Raw genomic sequence first — 18,823 nt, 5'->3', positions numbered from 1 at the left:
ATGCGCATGCGTCATCGGTTTGTCCGCGCGGCGTGCCGGGCCGCCCGATAGGCGAACACCATGGCGGGGCCGAGTGTTGAGCCGGCCCCAGGATAGCTTCGACCAGTCACGCTAGCCGTGCTGTTGCCGGTGGCGTAAAGGCCTTCAATGGGGTCGCCGCTTTTGCGCAGCACGCGACCATCTTCGTCGGTGACCAGGCCGCCTGCGCACCCAATATCGCCCGGATAGATGGCCACGGCATAGAAGGGAGCGCGTTCGATTGCGCCCAGGTTGGGATTGGGCTTGACCGTTGGATCGCCATGCGCCCGATCGAAGGCGCTGGCGCCGCGCTGGTAGTCGATGTCGATGCCCGATGCGGCGAAGCCGTTGAAACGCTCAATCGTCGCTAGCAGGCCTCTTCCGTCGATCCTGCACTGGGCAGCCAGCCCCTCCAGGCTGTCGGCTTTCTTCATGTAGCCGCTTTCGATCCAGCTGGCGGGTGTTTTGCCAAGTGCGGTGCCCCACAGATAGCGATCGCGATGCCGGCTTTCGATGATGGCCCAGGCAGGGATGGCGCGCCCGGTCTCACGCTGACGGGCGTAGAGGCGCTGCCCCAGTTCCATGTACGAGCAGGCCTCGTTGGCGAAGCGGCGGCCGTCCTGATCGACGATGATCATGTGGGGGTAGCTGATGTCGAAATGGTGACCGAAGGGCACAATGGTGCCATCGTCCGCCACTGCGCCTTCCGGATAGCCGCCATCGACGTTGGCCGACGTGATGCCCCACCAGAAAGAGTCGAGCGCATCGGTGGCGGCCCCGATCGCGACCGCAGCGTTCAGGGCATCGCCGGTGTCGCCAGGCGTGGCCCGGCTCCATTCGGTGGAGGTCGGTTCACCAAGGACATTCGCGCGCATCTCGGCATTGCGGGCGAAACCCCCCGCATTGAGCAGGACGCCGTTTCGTGCGCGGATGCGTTTTGTGCGACCATCTTCGCTGACGATTGCACCCGTCACGCGATCTCCTTCCGTCACGAGGGACATCATCGCCGTCCTCATTCGAGGCACGACGCCAGCCCTCAGCGCAATTTGCAGCAAACGTCCCTGCAAAGCTGCGCCGGCGGCCTTCACGTCCTTGCCCGCCAGTTTTCGTCCCATCAGGCGGAACGCGAGGCGCAGCGCAAGCCAGCGCGCCTTCCAGGTCCGCTTGATCAGCAGCAGAGTGCTCAGTTCATCCAGCCCCACTGGAACCGGCGGGCCTTTATATTGGGCGAGGCGCGCTTTCCAGTCGCCCAGTTCATTGATGTCAAAAGGCTGGGGAATGACCGTTCTGCTGTGCACACTACCGCCGGGCAATGCGGGATAATAGTCAGGATAATCGCGCGGGCGCGTGAACTTCATGCCCTTTTCTTCCAGATAAGAGATCATCTCGCTGCCGCTTTGCAGGAACGCGTTTCGGCGGGCGGGGGTGCTCGCCGGTCCGTCATAATCGATCAGAGTATCCAGGTAGGTCCGCGCTTGTTCAAGCGAATCGGGCACGCCGGCCCGTTTCATTACCGGATTGCACGGTATCCATATGCCGCCGCCTGAATAGCTGGTCGTACCGCCGAACAAATCCTGCTTCTCTATGATGAGCGGTCGCAGGCCGGCGTCGCGGGCCACCAAGCTTGCGGTCACTGATCCTGCGCCGGATCCGACAATGAGCAGGTCCACTTCCTCATCCCAATCTATATTGGCCATATATCTTTCCCATACTCAACATGCAGCTAGGCGGAACTCTCAAAAAAGTTAATATGCGTATTATTAAGATCGCGCAATCTTCACAAGAGATGACTCCCCATCAGAGGCGGACGACATATGGTTAAACGGCCTTGTTGGTCGCCATGCGAATCATAATTAACCATCGCCGGCGCAGCACCTGGCGGAGTTTAGGGTCCGCGGAGGCGGCGGCGTTACGCATATTTATATTTATTAGGACGAACGTACGTACACGATCTTTCAATGGAGCGCCAACTGATATACATGGAGCAGAGGCACAGTCGCCGAATGGAGGGTTGTACGTACGCCGAAGGATACGTCGCATTCTATGTGCTGCGTCCGAAATGGCGCATCGGCAGGCGGGTGGGTCCCTTGTCATACAACTCTTCTCAGCAGCGGTCGCGACAGGTCAAATGTCGAAAACAGTTATTCAAGAGGATTTAAAAACAGAACCTTGTGCGTGAAATGCTCGATTTTTTTGAGGGGGAGGGTCGCGAGTAAGTGGTCATTAACCGTCAATTGAAACGCATACGAACCATATACTAACATACTTAGAAAGTCTGGGTCAGGTTAGCGGTGTGGACGACGTCCTGGACGGCGCGACCACCGAATCGAGAGACGAAAGGGCTGCTCGCGAGTCGCCCGGCACTTGAATTCGCAAGAAGATGAAAGGGAGAGGAAATATATCATGAACAGGATACGCTTTATCCGCAATAGTTCGGCCGCGCTTGCGCTGGGCTTGTCATTTGCGGGAACCGTTCAGGCCCAAACCACGGAGCCGGATGCAAACGACATCATCGTGACGGCGCGGAAACGGTCCGAAGCTCTCAGTCAGGTGCCCTTGGCTGTCACAGCTGTAAACCAGGAGATACTGCAGAACAGCTTTGTCACCCGCGTTCAGGATTTACAGAAACTCGCTCCTGGCGTCACCATCAGTGCGTCGACCACGTCTTCCAATGCGCTCGCGCCATTCATACGCGGCATCGGTACCCGATCAGCCGAGCCGACGCAGGACTTGCCAATCGCAATAAGCGTCGACGGTGTGTATCTCGCCGCCGTTTCAGGCTCTGCTATCATTGATACATTCGACGTTGCCCAAGTCGAAATTTTGCGCGGTCCGCAGGGCACGCTGGAAGGGCGCAATTCTCCGGGCGGCGCCGTCAATTTCACGACGATCCGTCCAAATGGGGAATTTCATGCCCAGGCGGAAGCCAGCTATGCGTCATTCAACGAACTTCGCTTGCGCGCTGCGGTGGAGGCGCCTCTGGTCCAGGATGTGTTGTCCATCCGCATTTCCGGATCGTTCAACCGGGGCGGGGGCTATCTCAAAAGCCTCACCACTGGGGCGCGGTGGGGCGACAAGCGGTCGTGGGGCGGGCGGATAGGCCTGCTGTACACTCCTGATGACGCGATGACGGTTTACCTGACGGCAGATTATACAAACGACGAAAGCCAGGGGTCGCCTTTGCGCCCCGTTCCGACCAATGTCGCTTATCCCCGCCAGCGAGTTCCCCGTGTATGTAATGGCACCAACCCGGCGACAGGTCTTCCGTTCGGCTATTGCACGCCTTATCCCGAATATCGCAACGGCGCAGAATATGACGTGCGCCCCGAAAATCATGTGGGGGGCTTTGCGCTCAATATGGACCGCGACCTCGGCGGCGTGTCGCTGACGTCCATCACCGGCTATCGATTTGCCAATCTGCACGAAGAAGCTGATCTTGACGCCCTGCCGGCGGCGATCATCGAAACTCGCGGTCGCTTCTTGAAGAACCGTCTTTTCAGCCAGGAATTGCGGCTGGCATCCGACAATAGCAGCCCGCTTGAATGGGTGGTCGGCGGCTTTTACGGACGCAGTACTTTCAATCTGGTCCGTGAGCCCATTTGGATCAACGGTGTTCAGCCCACCTTCGCCGCCACTCGCAGCGGCTCTCAGATCGCCCGCAGCTACGCCGCCTTTGCCCATGGTATCTACAAGATAACCGACAAGCTCAGTGTTTCCGTCGGTGGGCGCAAGACCTGGGATGAAAAAGAACAGGTGACCAAGCCGTCGGGACTCGCTGTGCCTCGTCGCTTTGCGGCGAAGTTTGACAATTTTTCAATGGAAGCGGGCATCGACTACAAGATCGGCGATCATGGCACCGTCTACGCGCGTTATTCCGAAGGTTACAGGTCCGGCGGCATCAACAGCGGTCTGGCCTCGCGCACGCAGGCCGATCCTTTCGGTCCGGAAACGGCGGCCACTTACGAAGTTGGCCTGAAATCCCGGCTGCCCGGAAATTACGGATCCTTCTCGCTCGCAGCCTATCATACGAAATATAATGATCTTCAGCAGGTCACCACGGTTTTTGAAAACAGTTCTACCGTCCGCTTGATCCGCAACGCCGCTGGCGTGAAGATCAAGGGCGTGGAGGCGGAACTGCGCGTGGCGCCGTCGCGCGAATTCACTCTCACGGCGAATGGCACCTATACCGATGCGAGCTATTCCAGCTTTTTCGCTGATCTATTGGGGACAGGAACGGCCGCTGACTTCTCGTTCCTGACTTTGCCGCTGGTCTCGAAATGGACGGGTTATTTGGGAGCCGACTATAATGTTCCCTTGGGAAGCGGTTCTCTGACGATCAACGGCAATCTGGAGTATCGCAGCCACAGCAACGTGTCCGGCCCATTGCAGACCCAGATCGGCGACCAGCCCGGCTATGCGCTGCTCGGCGCGTCTATCACCTATACCTCGCCTGACGAGCGCTTCTCGATCTCGGTGTTCGGGCGCAATCTGACTGACAAATATTACAATACGGGCGCTGAGGACATCAACGGGCAGGTGCAGTTCGTCAATCCGGCACGTCCCCGGTCCGTCGGGGTGCGACTGACCGGAAAAATCTGACCCCCCCCTTCCGGTGCGCGGGCCTGTACGGGTCGCGCACCGGTTGGCCCTGTGAAATCGGCTGATCGAGCCGAAATGAAAACCGCGTAGCAATACCCTGGAGGGAAATGGCGTGCTGGAACAATGGTTCGACGGCAAGGTGGTGCTGGTCACTGGAGGTGGCGCCGGTATCGGCCGATCATGCAGCATGCTGTTCGCGGCGCGCGGTGCGAAGGTCGCGGTCGCCGACGTTAATGTTCAGGCTGGGACTGGCACAGTCGATGAGATCCAGGCAGCCGGGGGCGAGGCGCACTTCATCGAAGTTGATGTGGCGCAGCGGGCTCAGGCCTATGCGCTCGTCGACAAGGTGGTTGAGCTCTATGGCGGACTGCATTGCGCGATGAACAACGCCGGCGTCACCGACCCTCGCGATGGTGCGTGGGACGATGACGCATTCGACCGGACGATGGCGATCAATCTTCAAGCGATGCGGGATTGCCTGAAGATGGAACTCGAATGGATGGCCAGAGCCGGCGGCGGATCGATCGTCAATACCGGGTCCACCAGTGCGTTCGCTGCCTCCGCCGACGCGGCCATGCCGGCCTATGTCACCAGCAAGCATGCTGTGATCGGCCTCACGCGCGCGGCCGCGGCACAGCATGCGTCCGACAATATTCGAGTCAACGCGATTTGCCCCGGCGTAACCATGACCGACATCGTGCGCAACGTCATGGACTATTCGGATGCCCATAAGGCGGCGATCATGACCCGCAATCCCATGCGCCGCATCGCTGACCCCCAGGAGATCGCAGAGGCGGCGGTATGGCTGGCGTCGGACAAGGCCAGTTATGTCACAGCCCACTGTCTGGTGGCTGACGGCGGCTTCCTGGGCCGCTGACAACTCAACCCAAAGAGCGCCAAAAAATTGGGACGAACGTCCTAACCCGCCTTGCACTAAGTAAGATTGCGTACTATCATGCCGCTTATACAATGGAGTTCAGGTGCGGATGCAGGAAGTAATGATTCCGGACGAGCCGGCGAATCCGGATACGCCCCGGGACATGCTGTCTGGCACGCGTGCTCTTGTAGAGGGAATGCGCCTCCAGGCGGCGGTTGACCGACGGCGGGGCCTGAATACAGCCGGCTTCGTTTCCGGCTATCGCGGTTCCCCCCTTGGTAATCTCGACTTCGAACTATGGTCGATGCGGGAGCAACTGGAGGCTGATAACATCCTGTTCAAGCCGGGTCTGAATGAGGATCTGGCTGCGACAGCCTGTTGGGGAACGCAACAAGCGTCCTTGATGGCAAATCCGCGCCAGGATGGGGTCTTTGCGTTCTGGTACGGAAAAGGCCCCGGCGTCGATCGGTCGGTTGACGCGATCAAGCATGGAAATCTGGCCGGCACATCGCCATTGGGCGGCGTTGTCCTCTTGGCGGGGGACGATCATGGCGCGAAATCATCCAGCACGGCACATCAGTCCGAGCAGGTTTTTGAAGCCTGCGCGGTTCCGGTATTCAATCCCGGATCGGTTTCGGAATATCGCGATATGCTTCCGGTCGCGGTGGCGCTGTCACGCTTCGCCGGGGTGTGGACGGGCTTCAAGGTCGTGACGGAGATTGTGGAAGCCTCGGCAACGGTCGATCGCGCGCATATTGTGCCCGATTTCATCCTGCCTGAAGTGGAAGCGCCGGCTGGCGGCTACCATATCGGCAATCGCTTCATGCCGCTTGCGTTCGAGGAAAGCCTGTACCGCTATCGATTGCCGGCCGCGCGCGCATTCCTGGCCGCCAACAGCCTTGATCGGGTGATCATGGATGCGCCCACCCGCGCGCTTGGCATCGTTGTCACGGGCAAGGCGGCTGTCGATCTGGAAGAGGCGCTGCGCTTGCTGGACATCGACGCCGATATGGCGCGGCAGATGGGGCTGCGCGTCCTCAGGCCGATGGTGACCTGGCCGCTGGATGAGGTGGCGGCGCATGCCTTTTGCGCCGGGCATCGCGAGATATGCGTCGTCGAGGAGAAGCGCGATTTCGTCGAGCGCCAGATTGCTAATCTGCTAGCCCGCTCTGGTGACGCCCGGCGCCCGGCCCTGTCGGGGAAGACCACGCCCGAGGGCGAGCCGCTATTGCCCGACTATGGCGAATTGTCCGCTCCTGCGGTGGCGCTCGCGCTCGCGTCGCGGCTCGCCGCGCTGGGGCTTGCGAACGAAACGGTGCGGACTGCGGCTGCCCGCATTCAGGAGGATGTGGGCGTCAGCCGTCCGGGCGGTCCATCCATGCGCCTGCCGATGTTCTGTTCGGGCTGCCCGCATAATCGATCTACCCGCATCCCGGAAGGCAGCCAAGCGCTGGGTGGCATCGGCTGTCATGGAATCGCGACGCTGATCCCTGAACTGAACACGATGCCGTCCGTCCATATGGGGGGAGAGGGTGCTAATTGGATCGGCATCGAACCCTTCGCCGGACCAGAGCACATATTCCAGAATATGGGCGATGGCACCTATGCTCATTCAGGTCTGCTTGCGATCCGCGCGGCAGTCGCCGCCCGGTCCAACATCACCTACAAGATATTGTGCAATTCCGCCGTGGCGATGACGGGCGGTCAACCGGTGGAAGGATCGCCCGATGCCGGTGCGATCGCCAGACAGCTTCACGCCGAAGGTCTGGAACGCGTGATCCTGGTTAGCGAAGACCCGCTCAAATTCCCCGGCCTGCCCGCCGGCATCGAGCTTTTGCATCGCGATGCGCTGATGGATGCGCAGGATCGGTTGAAGGCTATTCCCGGAGTCACCGCGCTGGTCTACGATCAGGGCTGTGCGGCCGAAAGGCGGAGGCTACGAAAGAAGGGCGCCTATCCCGACCTGCCGATCCGCACCTTCATCAACAGCGACGTGTGCGAGGGCTGCGGTGACTGCAACGCGAAGTCAAGTTGCGTCAGCGTGCTGCCCATCGACACCGAGTTGGGCGTCAAGCGCGCGATAGAGCAGGAAAGCTGCAACAAGGATTATACGTGTGTGGAAGGCTTCTGTCCGTCCTTCGTGACGGTCAAGGGCGGCAAACCCCGCACCACGAGCACGAATCCCGACTTGCTGGAAAGGCTGGAGGCGCATCTGGCTGAACCCGGGCGGGCCGCTCAAACGGAAGAGGGCTTCAACATTGTGCTGGCCGGCATTGGGGGTACCGGCATCATCTCGCTCGGCGCCACGCTGGGGCGGGCGGCGGAGATGGACGGACAGACGGTCCTGACCTTCGATGTGACCGGCGTCAGCCAGAAAAACGGTGCGGTCTTCAGCCATGTTCGCCTGCTGGGCGACGCCGACCCTGCTCGGTTCCGTCCCCGTATCCCGCGCAGTCAGCTCGACCTGCTGATCGGTTGTGACATCATGGCCGCAACTGCCGCGGAAGTGATGCCTATGACGCGGCCTGGGCGGACGGAGGCGGTGGTCAACAGCGATCTGGTGCCTACCGCCGACTTTCAGCGCAATCCGCGCTTCGATCGCAGCGCCGACAGGTTCCTGACTGTCCTCCATCAGACTCTGGGAGAGCCGGCTGTATTTGCAGCGCGCACCGATGCGGCGGTCGATGCGATCGTCGGCAAGGGGCCATTGCTGAACCTGTACCTGCTTGGCGTGGCTTGCCAGCGCGGTTTGCTGCCGCTGTCGCTCGCCGCGTTGGAAGCCGCTGTCGGCGGAGGGCGCGGCGGCAATCGTAACCTGGCGGCGTTCCGCATGGGACGGTTGGCCGTGCACGATCCTTCGGCGCTGGCTGCGCTGTTGGAGACGGACATTGTCGAAGCGACGCCGCTTGCGGAGTTGCGGCTCGACGCCCTTATCGCTCGGGCGAAGGAAATCCTGACGAGCTATCAGAATCTTCGCTATGCCGACATTTACGAAGAATTCGTTCGTGTGGTCGCCGCACGTGATCCGGCGGAGGATTTCACGCGGGCGGTGGCGCTCAACCTGTTCAAACTGATGCGCTACAAGGACGAGTATGAAGTCGCGCGCCTCTATGCCGCGCCGGAATTTCGCCGGCGGATCAAGGCGGCTTTCGAGGGCGACGTGACGCTACAGTTCAACCTTGCGCCGCCCTTGCTCACCCACGCTCCCGATGGCGCTGAGCCGCGCAAGCTGCGTTTCGGCGGCTGGATGATGACGGGTTTCAGGTTTTTGCAACATTTCAAGTTTCTTCGGGGAACAGCCTTTGATCCCTTCGGGCGTGGCGAGGACCGGAAGCTGGAACGCGCGCTGATCACCGAATATCGAACCACCGTGGAGGATATCGTCGGCAGGATCGACCGGGTGGACTACCGCACGGCCGTAGCCATCGCGGCGCTGCCCGACGGCATTCGCGGCTATGGGCCGGTCAAGACGCGCAGCGTGGCGGCGGCCCATTCTCAGCAGGTTGAGCTCATGCGGACCCTGGAAAAACCTGTGCGCGAGGTGGCGGCATGAGCAGATATAATCATAAGCGGAGGACGAGGCGTGGGTGAAAATGAAGAAGTGACGGCCGCATGGTCGTGGGGTGTGGAGGATACCGCCCCGCGGATGCTGCACGTCATGCTCCGCATTCGTGACATAGATGCCTCGCTGCGTTTCTATCGCGATGGGCTGGGGATGCACCTGCTTGATCGCCATGATGTGCCGCAAGGCCGGTTTTCTATCCTTTTTCTCTCTTTTGCGGGCTATCGCGACGGCCCGGCGGCGATCGAGCTGACCTACAACTGGGATCAGGAAGAGGCCTACTCGCACGGCAGCGGTTATGGCCATATCGCTATCGGCGTGCCAGACATCGAGGCGGCCTTTGCGAGGCTGATCGACCATGGCGGCGCCGCGAAGACGGCCCCCAAGCAGATGATCCCGGGCACGCCGATGCTGGCCTTCGTCACCGACCCGGACGGCTATGCCGTCGAACTCATCCAGACCCGGCGATGACCCAGGCATCCCTTAAACCTGGCGAGGGTCTGATCGAAGCGCTTCGCGCCATCGTCGGCGATCGGGGGCTGATCTTGGGCGATGAAGCGCAAATGCGATCCTGCGACCCGTTCCGAGTGGTGCCGATGCTCGGGTCAGCGATCGTGCGGCCCGCAAACACGCAGGAAGTGTCAGCCGTCATGGCCTGCTGCCATGCGCGGGGGCAACGCGTGGTAGTCCATGGGGGGCGCACCGGTGTGGCCGGCGGAGCCTATGTCGGGGAGGCGGAAATCGCTTTGTCGCTGGAGCGGATGAACGCCATAGAAGAGATCGATCCGGTCGGACAGATAGCGGTGGTCCAGGCCGGCGCGGTTCTGGAAACGGTCCATCATGCAACAGCGGAGGCCGGCCTGTTCTATCCTGTCGATCTGGGCGCCAAGGGCACGGCCACGATTGGCGGCACCATCGCTACCAACGCCGGTGGTAATCGTGTGATCCGCTGGGGCATGACCCGACAGAATGTGATGGGACTGGAAGCGGTTCTGCCGGACGGGACGATCGTCTCCTCCATGAACCGGCTACTCAAGAACAACAGCGGCTACGACCTAAAGCACCTGTTTGTCGGGACGGAAGGAACTCTGGGCATCGTGACGCGGGCGGTGCTGCGGCTGGCGCCGTTGCCGTCGACCAGCCAACTCGCCTTCGTATCGGTGCCCGGCTATGATGAGGTGCTCCGCCTTCTGGAACGCGCCCGCAAACTTATGAGCCTGTCGGCCTTTGAGGTGATGTGGCAGGACTATTACAGCATCGTCGCCAGCGTCGCGACCGGGCGGCTTCCGGTTGAGCCGGACCAGCCGTTCTATGTCCTGATCGAAACCATGGGTTATGATGAGGACGTGGATCGCGCGCAGTTCGACGCCTTTCTGGAAGGCTCCTATGAGGCGGGCTTGCTGGTCGGGGCGGTGACGGCATCGTCGGATAAGCAGGCCGCCGATTTCTGGGCGATCCGCGAACCGCAGGGCCCTGTGGTGCGCGCGATCAGTCCCTTCGTCACATTCGACATCAGTCTTGACATTGCCCGGGCCAACGATTTCGTCATCGAAGCGCGGCGCCTTCTGGATGTGGCCTATTCCGGCGTTCGGACCGCCGTGTTCGGTCATCTGGGTGACAATAATATCCATTTCAGCGTCAATGCAGGCCCAGATACGCTGATGCATGAAATGGAGATCGAACATTTGGTCTATGATCTTGTCAGCCGATTTGACGGCGCGATCACGGCCGAACATGGGATAGGTCAATTGAAGAAGGCCTTCCTGCCCGAACATCGATCAGCGGCGGAGATGGAAACAATGCGGCGGATCCGCGACGCGATCGATCCAAACCGTCTTCTGAACCATGACGTCATGTTTTGAACGACCCGGAAACGAACTAATGTACGGAGCCGCTTAGCGGAGATATCTCCGTTCGACGGCAAGAGAGGATAGCAGATCATGACCCAGGCACCGTCATTTCCGGGTTCCATGCCGCGTCAGCCACGTGGACTGACGCTGGACGACGTCATCGCGCATATCGAAATCCAGCAACGACTGGTCGAATATTGCCGGGGCGTCGATCGCGGCTATGTCGAGGCGGTCAGCAGCGTCTATCACGGCGACGCCTACGACGAGCACGGGCCCTTCAAGGGCGCCGCCAGCGACTTTGCGAACGCCATCGTGCCAATGCTGGACGCCATACCGGTCAATGGCCAGCATCATGTGACCAACAGTCTGATCGACGTGCAGGGCGATCGCGCGAAGGCGGAAACCTATTTCCTGTCCTTTCATCCGACCGCCGAAGCGGCAGACGGAGAAAAGCCCAAGATCATGGTCACCGGCGGCCGCTATCTTGACACGTTCGAGAAGCGCGACGGCGTCTGGCGGATTGCGCGCAGGATCACGCTGATGGATTTCGCAAAGGAAGGCGACGGCAGCTTCTATTCATGGCCGGGGCTGGCGGACTTCACCGGATCTGGCCGGCGCGAGGCGGACGCCTCACACGATTTTTTCGCACAGGTCTGATCGACTTGGCGACCACCCCATATTGATCAAGGAGATGGATTATGGACCTTAACCTCAAAGGCAAGCGCGCGATCATCATGGGCGCGTCCTACGGAATTGGCGCATCCTGTGCGGAGGCTTTGGCCGCGGAAGGTTGCAACGTCATCATCGTGTCGCGGTCGATGGAAAATCTCGAGATCACCCGCAAGGAGATCGCCGAGAAATATGATGTCGAGGTACGCGCCCTGACCGCCGACATATCGAGTCATGCGGACATCGTGCGCCTCTCGGAAACCGAACGGGACGTGGACATCGTCGTCAATGTCGCCGGGATGAATTGCGCCGGGTCCTTGCTGGAAGTCGAAGAGCCCAAGATGCGGGCGGGCTTCGAAACCAAGGTGTTCGGCTATATCAATATGTGCCGCCAATATTATCCCATCCTCAAGGCGCGCGGCGGCGGCGTCATCGTCAACGTCGTTGGCGTGGGCGCATTGGCCCGGTGGGACTGGTATCCCTATGGGGGCAGCATCAATGCGGCCGTGAACGCCTTCACCCAGTCGGTCGGCAGCGAAAGCCTCCATCGCGACAATATCCGGGTGCTGGTCGTCAATCCGGGCCTGATCATGACGCCGCGCGTGGAAAAATACGACGCGCAACTGGCCGCTGAAGGCAAGACGATGTTCGACTTCGGCCGTCCCGGCGCGGACCCGTCGGAAGTCGCGTCGGTCGTGGCCTTTATGGCGTCGGACCGCGCATCCTATGTTACCGGCACGGCTGTAAACGTTGATGGCGGCCTCGCTCGTACCTGAGGGGGGCGTGGCCCCTCGGCAGCAGGAGCGCGACGGTTCCGGCTTTTCGCCGGAGCCGGCCTGGCCTTCTCATCAGAAGGCTTGGACATGGGTGATCGTGCTGACGCTGGGCTATGTCTGCGCCTATGTCGACCGACAGATCATCAATCTGTTGGTTGACCCCATTCGGGCTGATCTGCATCTGTCCGACACCCAATTCAGCCTTCTGACCGGCTTCGCCTTCGTTTTCATGTTCAGCGTGGCGGGCATCCCCATCGGCGCGATTATCGACCGCCGCTCGCGCCGGACAATCGTGGTGCTGGGTGTGCTGTTCTGGAGTGTGATGACGGGTTTGTGTGGCGTGGCCGCAACCTTTCCTCAGTTGTTTCTGGCACGCACCGGCGTCGGTATAGGCGAGGCGACGATTACGCCATCGGCCTATTCCATCATTTCCGACAGCTTCCCCCCCGAACGGCTGGGGCGACCGATCAGCTTCTACCTGACAGGCGCTGGGCTTGGCACTGGCCTGTCGCTTGTTTTCGGGGGCGCGCTGATCGGCGCACTCTCCCGTTTCGGCGCTGTGGACATGCCGTTGCTCGGTCGGGTGGCGCCGTGGCAGATGACCTTTTTTGTGACAGCCCTGCTTGGCCTGCCGATCGTGGCGCTGGCGCTGGCGCTCAGGGAACCCGCACGCCGCGGCGTCGTCGGTGAGGAGCAACCCAGCTGGGGTGAAGTGCTGGAGTTCATCTGGACGAAACGCGGCATCATACCCACCTACGTCGCCGGCATCGCTCTGCTGGCCGTCATCACCTTCAGCATCATGAGTTGGGCTCCCGCATATCTGATGCGCGCACTGGGTGGCAGCCCACTCGACGTCGGCTTCTGGCTGGGCATCATCATGATGGTGGGGCTGCCCGGGGGGCTCTGGTCCGGCGCCTTGTTATCCGATTGGCTGACCCGGCGCGGTTTGCGAGAACCGGCCTCGCTACTCTACATCCTTAGCATTGGCCTTACCATACCGCTGACTTTTGGCATGTCGACGGCAGGGTCGATCGGCGGGGCTCTCTTCTGGATATTGCTGCTGCTGCTCGCGGGCAATTGCAGCACCGGCGTACTGACCGCGGTGGTACAGGGGGTGGTGCCTAACCGCATGCGCGGGCGGGTTTCGGTGATCAACATCTTTTTCCAATCCGGTGCGGGGCTGACATTCGGCGCGCTACTACCAGCGCTGCTGACGGATACGGTGTTCGCCGGCGATGGCACGCGCGTCGGCCAGTCGCTCGCGATCACCGTCAGTGTCGTCGCGCCGCTGGGCATAGTTTGCATGCTCCCCTTTCGCCGAGCTATGGCTCGAAATCAGCGAAGCGCAACGCTGGCGGCAGGGACCTGACGATCTGGCTAGAATGTTTACATTGGAGGCAGTCTGCGCAATTTGTCGGCAGGCTTATCCGCCCAGGAGTTACGATTGATGGTCCGAACAGCCAATTGTCAATGCGGCCAGCTATCGGCGATATGCGAGGGCCCGGCGTCGCGCATTTCCATGTGCCACTGCCTGGCCTGCCAGAGACGCACGGGGGCGCCTTTTTCGGCGAATTCACGCTTCCCGCGCGACAAGGTGCGGATTAAGGGCGACAGTAGCGTATATGTGCGGCAGGCGGACAGCGGCCATGCGGTGCGGGCGCATTTCTGCGCATCGTGCGGCTCTACCGTATATTGGGAGTTGGACGGTTTCCCCGACGTGATCGCCATCGCCCAAGGCATGTTCGGGGATCCCGCATATCCGCCGCCCACGATCGCGGTGTGGGAGGATTATCAGCACCCTTGGACCGCTCGGATCGCAGACCTGGCGATCGATCGTTTCCCCAAAGCGCCCTGAAGAGTCCGGCAGCGACGTGAGGGATCGCGCCCTCCGCTTCGGGCGCGAAGATCTATAGAGCATCGACGGAAGGGCATGATGATGCATAACGGCGCGGTGATATTGAAGAACAGGCCGACCGGAATCGCGAGCGCGAAGGATTTCGTCATTGAAGACCGACCGCTCCTGTCGTTGGAGGATGGGCAGATACGGGTACGCAACCTCTATCTGTCGGTCGAACCAGCAATGCGGGGCTGGATCGCAGACACCGGCAACTATGTAGCGCCGGTGCCGCTGGGCGCGGTGATGCGCGCTCTGGCGGTCGGTGAGGTTGTCGAGACGCGTGATACAGCCTTTGGCGTCGGGGAGATCGTGACAGGTTGGTTCGGCTGGCAGGAAATTGCGACGGTGACAGCCGCGGAGATCGTGAGAAGGGTTGTTGAAACCGACCTGCCGGTATCGCTAGCGCTTGGCGTCCTGGGCATCAATGGTGTCACGGCGCATCTGGCGCTGACGTTGGTGGGGCAGCCTGAGGCCGGCGACACTGTGCTTGTTTCGACGGCCGCCGGTTCGGTCGGCTCGGCGGTCGGGCAGATCGCCAACATCCTGGGATGTCGTACCATTGGCATCGCGGGCGGCGCGGAAAAGGTCGCGCTCTGCAGGGAGGTGTTCGGCTATTCGGCTGCGCTCGATTATCGAGCGGACGATCTCGATGCTGGTCTGGCCGCCTTGTCGCCGGACGGCGTGAATGTCTATTTTGACAACACGGCTGGGCCGATCAGCGATATCGCGCTTCGCCATCTGGCCTTGCGAGCGCGAGTTGTCGTGTGCGGAACGGCCGCGATTTCAGACTGGACCGAATGGCCGCAGGGGCCGCGCGTCGAACGAAGGCTGCTGACGAAGCGGGCGCGCATGGAGGGTTTTGTCATTTTCGATCACATGGATCGTTACGAAGCATCAGTTGCTCAGCTTGCTCAATGGGTGCGCGAGGGCTGTCTGATCTATCGCGAAGACATAAAGGAGGGGCTGGAATCCTGTACGGATGCGCTGGCCAGCCTGTATCGGGGTGAAAATCTGGGGAAACGGCTTATTCGCCTTTAGGGAAAACGGCTTAGACGAAAAAAGAGAGGGTTATGCCCGCAGCCTATGTGATCGGTATCCGTCAGCGGCTCAAGGGCAAGGGCGAGATGAAGCTTTATGGGCAGAAGGCGCTGCCTACGATGACCAATACGCAAATCGAGGCGCTCTATGGGCGACACGAGGTGCTGGAAGTGGATCCGATAGCCGGCGTGACAATCGTGCGTTTCGAAAGCTATGAAGCTGCCAAGAGCTGGTATGAGAGTGACGAATATAAGGAAGCGATGAAAACAGGGTGGCAGGCGCTGACTATACCGTGATTCTGGTCGAAGGGGTTTAGAGCGCGCTGCGTTAAATCGGACGCAGGACGCATGCTCTAGTTCTTTGATGTCGCATCGTTTTTCGCGAAAAACCGGCACCCACTTTTTCGCGCGATGCTTGTCTTATGACTTTGCGGTCCGTTTGGGTCAGGATGCGATGCCCGATCCGGGGTAGCCACCCCGGATCGGGCGGAAGGGGACGGATCGCATCGATGCCGGTCGTTTGGGACCGGATTAGAGTTGGATCGCCCCTTTCTTTTCCATCAGGCCCGAACGGATACCGGGGTTTTCGGCCCGGACGACAAGCATGGGACAGCGGAAAAGAGTAACCGGTGTTTTCAGCCCACGGCGACCCACGGGATGAGTTTGCCGACGTTGTTGGCGGGGTGGGGGCTTTGCTCCTGTCATTCCACGTCCTCCTCCAAATCGGAGGGTATGGGCCATGCCAACCGTCATCTTCCTAATCGGGATCGCCGCAGCACGACGTCACCACTCTCAAGTACGCAAATGCCCATGGGCCACGTTTTTTAACGGGGTATCATGCCTCCAATAAGCGCACGGCCGCGACCCTCCTGGCCGACACCATAGCACGGCCCGTTTCTACCCCACACAGGCGGGCCCGGCCGGGGACCGCTTTTTAGCACTTCCCTCTCCTCCCGCAGCACACGGTTCTCAAGGCGAAGGCGTTCATTCTCACGCGCCAGATCTGCCTGCGGCGCTGCCGCCAGGTCAGATGGCCGATACTGCGACACCCATTTGCCCAGCGTCGACTTCCCTATCCCCAAATCCGATGCAACCCTGTCGCGGGGTAACCCGCCGGTCAGTGCAATCCGCACCGCCTCCTGCTTGAACTCTTCTGTGTGCTTGATCATCTCGTCGGTCTCCTGTTGCGAGCTCTAATCGCTCAGGTGACCGGCGCAAATCCGTTACAAGTCCAAGGCAAGGCGTTATCACGCGCGCTGGCGACGAAGTCTTGCGAAGTACACTGGTGGTCGGAGCCACTTCATTGCTTCGACGTGTCGGGGATGGAAGCGGAAAAAATGCGGCGCCCTGGCTGCTCGCCATGCTCAAGCGCAAACCGCCCAAGCTGGTAGCCGTGGCGCTGGCGAACAAGATCGCGCGGATCGCATGGAAGATGATGGTGACCGGCGAAACTTATCGGAAAAGCGCCGAGCTACCAGAGTTGGCATGCTCCGCATAAGAGATCAGGCAGCCATGGTGAGCGGATAATCAGAGCTACCATGCTGAACTGATGCGTGAACTTGCAAGAAGCAGCAGATGGTGGGATCGATCGATCCGAGACGCGTGATAGCCCGTATGTGCCAATGGCCGCTGCAGGTCGTCGCCTTGTTTGGAACTCGTGTCGCGGAAACCACCTTGGCCAGCGTTCATGTGCGAACGCACCCATAGGCCGGACATATGAACGCAAGCGATCCGATCAATATTATCTGCCAAATCTTGCAGGGAGGGGCCGTCCACATATGGCACATCGATGCCGTCGGGGGGGCGGTCACATCATCAAAGCCCTCTAAACAACAGAGTTGGCGACGCGCGGCTGTCTTGCGAAACTATTTCATTGGGCGATCAACGCCAGCAGGGCGGCGCATTCAATCACTATCCATGTGGCGGCCAAAGTGATCAGGCCGAACGGCCCCACGCGCAAGTCCATGAAGATGGCCATGATCATCGCTACTTTGACAAAAGCCAAGCCCAATATGCTCGCTGCGATCGGCAGCGGCGGACCATCGATGGCGATGGGGGCTTGGTGGCCGATGACCCAGGCAGCGAACGTGAGCATGACCAGCAGGAGCCAGACTATGCTGTAGAGGAAATAGTCGTTGCGCAGCATCGGCGTTCCTACATCAGATAGAGTAGCGGAAAGATCACAATCCATAGCAAGTCGACCATGTGCCAGAAGATGCCGCCGCACTCGATGTGGCCCAGGTCCTTCGGGGCTGCAATCCGCCCCGCCCGGCTGCGCATCCACAGCAATACGCCAAATCCGACTATGACATGGAACAGATGCAGGCCGGTTATGCTGAAATAGAAATTATAATAGCCACTGGTCATGGGCGTGGTGCCTGCGGCAATCTTTTCGGCATATTCGTATACCTTGACGCCCGCGAAGGTCAGCGCCAGAATGGCTGCGCCCAGTAGAAAAACCCGCGCGATGGCGACGCGCTTGCGACGCAGCGCAGCCATCGCCATGACGACCGCCCAACTGCTGGTCAGCAGGATAATGGTATTGATAAACCCCAGCGCCCGGTCAAATTCATGCATGCCCGGCAGGCCGTCGGGAGTGCCACTCCCCCGGATCAGCGCATAATTTACAAACAGGCTGCCAAATACGACAAGATCGATGAAGACGAGGACCCAGATTCCCGCCTCGCCGGGGATATGCCGTTCCGTCGACTTCACGAATTGTCCCGTCGCGTCGCTTCATAATCGTCGCGCTTGAGCGTGCCGAGCAGCGCGAACACCATGAGCCCGAACCAGTTGCCAAAGTCGATCGCCGGCATCCAGAAGGCCATCAGTCCTTTCCATGCAAATGGTCCCGAATAGGCAATGTTGGCGAAAGTCGATCCTGTGAACAGCAAACCGGCTGCAATGTTCACATAACCCAGCCAGCGCGGGAATAATGGTTTAGGACTGGGATCGCGCAATATGGCGTATCCCACCGCACCCATCATCATTATGGTCTGTGGATTGGGCCAGATAAACATGAGCATCGACAGATCGCTGAGCGCCAGCGTGATCTCTGGCGGGCGACTTTCCCGAAGTGCAACGGCCGAAAAGGTCCAGGCCGGGATCACGATTTCCATGATGACGATTCCCGCGCAAAACAGGAAAACGCTCGAAAGCAAGGGAAAGCCCCGCTCGATACGGCGGAGCTGGGAGAAGATCGCGACCATGAACGGGATCATAAGTCCGGAGGCCCAGATGATCAGCATGCACCCGAAAAGAATGCCTAGCCGGTGTTGTGCGTAGAAATCGACAACGGTTTGAAGCGGGTCGGACGGGTTGAGCGGCGGCGGGAACAAGTGGGCGAGGGGGAATATGCCGATGAAGAAAATGAGGATGCCAATCGGACCCGACCAGATGCACAGCTTGAGTACTTGCTTGTCGATCACCTTCCCCCTCCTTATGTTCCGCCTCGGACCAGCGATACTCCCGGCAAGCGTGCAATGCCCGCCGTGCCGGGAATTTTCAAGACAGTTGCAGGCCGCCTGCGCGAACGGCA

Annotated in this window: 15 protein-coding genes and 2 pseudogenes; 12 read left to right on the top strand and 5 right to left on the bottom strand. The window is 60.3% G+C overall.

The window, feature by feature from the left end; all coding sequences use genetic code 11:
* Positions 1 to 11: 11 nt before the first annotated feature.
* The gene (locus NUH86_RS20070; protein ID WP_267252275.1) at positions 12 to 1,715 is read right to left on the bottom strand and encodes an FAD-binding protein; all 1,704 of its coding nucleotides are present in this window, start codon (positions 1,713 to 1,715) and stop codon (positions 12 to 14) included.
* Between the two features lie 706 nt (positions 1,716 to 2,421).
* On the opposite strand from NUH86_RS20070, the gene NUH86_RS20065 reads away from it, so the two are divergent.
* From NUH86_RS20065 to NUH86_RS20015, 11 genes are all read left to right on the top strand, one after another.
* Positions 2,422 to 4,617: a TonB-dependent receptor gene (locus NUH86_RS20065; RefSeq protein ID WP_267252274.1), complete on the top strand. Its 2,196-nt coding sequence runs from the start codon at positions 2,422 to 2,424 to the stop codon at positions 4,615 to 4,617.
* Between the two features lie 112 nt (positions 4,618 to 4,729).
* Positions 4,730 to 5,494 carry an SDR family NAD(P)-dependent oxidoreductase gene (locus NUH86_RS20060; RefSeq protein WP_267252273.1) on the top strand — a complete coding sequence of 255 codons (765 nt, stop codon included), beginning with the start codon at positions 4,730 to 4,732 and terminating at the stop codon, positions 5,492 to 5,494.
* Positions 5,495 to 5,603: 109 nt separating this feature from the next.
* On the top strand, positions 5,604 to 9,047 hold the full coding sequence (locus NUH86_RS20055; protein WP_323749028.1) for an indolepyruvate ferredoxin oxidoreductase family protein: 3,444 nt from the start codon (positions 5,604 to 5,606) through the stop codon (positions 9,045 to 9,047).
* Between the two features lie 30 nt (positions 9,048 to 9,077).
* On the top strand, positions 9,078 to 9,527 hold the full coding sequence (gene gloA, locus NUH86_RS20050; protein WP_267252272.1) for a lactoylglutathione lyase: 450 nt from the start codon (positions 9,078 to 9,080) through the stop codon (positions 9,525 to 9,527).
* Complete coding sequence (locus NUH86_RS20045; protein WP_267252271.1) at positions 9,524 to 10,918, top strand: FAD-binding oxidoreductase; 1,395 nt, start codon at positions 9,524 to 9,526, stop codon at positions 10,916 to 10,918. The genes gloA and NUH86_RS20045 overlap by 4 nt, the downstream gene beginning before the upstream one ends.
* Positions 10,919 to 10,996: 78 nt before the next feature.
* Positions 10,997 to 11,563: a nuclear transport factor 2 family protein gene (locus NUH86_RS20040; RefSeq protein WP_267252270.1), complete on the top strand. Its 567-nt coding sequence runs from the start codon at positions 10,997 to 10,999 to the stop codon at positions 11,561 to 11,563.
* A 41-nt stretch (positions 11,564 to 11,604) separates the two neighbouring features.
* Complete coding sequence (locus NUH86_RS20035; RefSeq protein WP_267252269.1) at positions 11,605 to 12,351, top strand: SDR family oxidoreductase; 747 nt, start codon at positions 11,605 to 11,607, stop codon at positions 12,349 to 12,351.
* Positions 12,352 to 12,442: 91 nt separating this feature from the next.
* Positions 12,443 to 13,720, top strand: a complete 1,278-nt coding sequence (locus tag NUH86_RS20030; RefSeq protein WP_267252268.1) for an MFS transporter — start codon at positions 12,443 to 12,445, stop codon at positions 13,718 to 13,720.
* Positions 13,721 to 13,798: 78 nt separating this feature from the next.
* On the top strand, positions 13,799 to 14,206 hold the full coding sequence (locus NUH86_RS20025) for a GFA family protein (RefSeq protein ID WP_323749027.1): 408 nt from the start codon (positions 13,799 to 13,801) through the stop codon (positions 14,204 to 14,206).
* A gap of 75 nt (positions 14,207 to 14,281) precedes the next feature.
* The gene (locus NUH86_RS20020) at positions 14,282 to 15,286 is read left to right on the top strand and encodes an NADP-dependent oxidoreductase (protein WP_267252267.1); all 1,005 of its coding nucleotides are present in this window, start codon (positions 14,282 to 14,284) and stop codon (positions 15,284 to 15,286) included.
* A gap of 32 nt (positions 15,287 to 15,318) precedes the next feature.
* The gene (locus tag NUH86_RS20015) at positions 15,319 to 15,582 is read left to right on the top strand and encodes a DUF1330 domain-containing protein (RefSeq protein ID WP_267252266.1); all 264 of its coding nucleotides are present in this window, start codon (positions 15,319 to 15,321) and stop codon (positions 15,580 to 15,582) included.
* 629 nt (positions 15,583 to 16,211) lie between these two features.
* On the opposite strand, the pseudogene NUH86_RS20010 reads toward NUH86_RS20015, so the two are convergent.
* Positions 16,212 to 16,454 (bottom strand): annotated as a pseudogene (locus NUH86_RS20010) (transposase); the annotation flags it as partial.
* Positions 16,455 to 16,519: 65 nt separating this feature from the next.
* On the opposite strand from NUH86_RS20010, the pseudogene NUH86_RS20005 reads away from it, so the two are divergent.
* Positions 16,520 to 16,783 (top strand): annotated as a pseudogene (locus NUH86_RS20005) (IS110 family transposase); the annotation flags it as partial.
* Positions 16,784 to 17,155: 372 nt separating this feature from the next.
* On the opposite strand, the gene NUH86_RS20000 reads toward NUH86_RS20005, so the two are convergent.
* From NUH86_RS20000 to NUH86_RS19990, 3 genes are read right to left on the bottom strand one after another with little or no spacing between them, the layout of a single operon-like run.
* Positions 17,156 to 17,431, bottom strand: coding sequence for a cytochrome C oxidase subunit IV family protein (locus NUH86_RS20000; RefSeq protein ID WP_267252265.1), 276 nt, complete (start codon positions 17,429 to 17,431; stop codon positions 17,156 to 17,158).
* 8 nt (positions 17,432 to 17,439) lie between these two features.
* Positions 17,440 to 18,000, bottom strand: a complete 561-nt coding sequence (locus NUH86_RS19995) for a cytochrome c oxidase subunit 3 (RefSeq protein ID WP_267252264.1) — start codon at positions 17,998 to 18,000, stop codon at positions 17,440 to 17,442.
* Complete coding sequence (locus NUH86_RS19990; RefSeq protein WP_267252263.1) at positions 17,997 to 18,713, bottom strand: DUF4386 family protein; 717 nt, start codon at positions 18,711 to 18,713, stop codon at positions 17,997 to 17,999. The genes NUH86_RS19995 and NUH86_RS19990 overlap by 4 nt, the downstream gene beginning before the upstream one ends.
* Positions 18,714 to 18,823: the final 110 nt, after the last annotated feature.

The organism is Sphingobium sp. JS3065, assembly GCF_026427355.1.
GTDB lineage: Bacteria > Pseudomonadota > Alphaproteobacteria > Sphingomonadales > Sphingomonadaceae > Sphingobium.
Note: the sequence above shows the minus strand (reverse complement) of the source record. Positions and strands in the feature narration are given on the sequence as shown.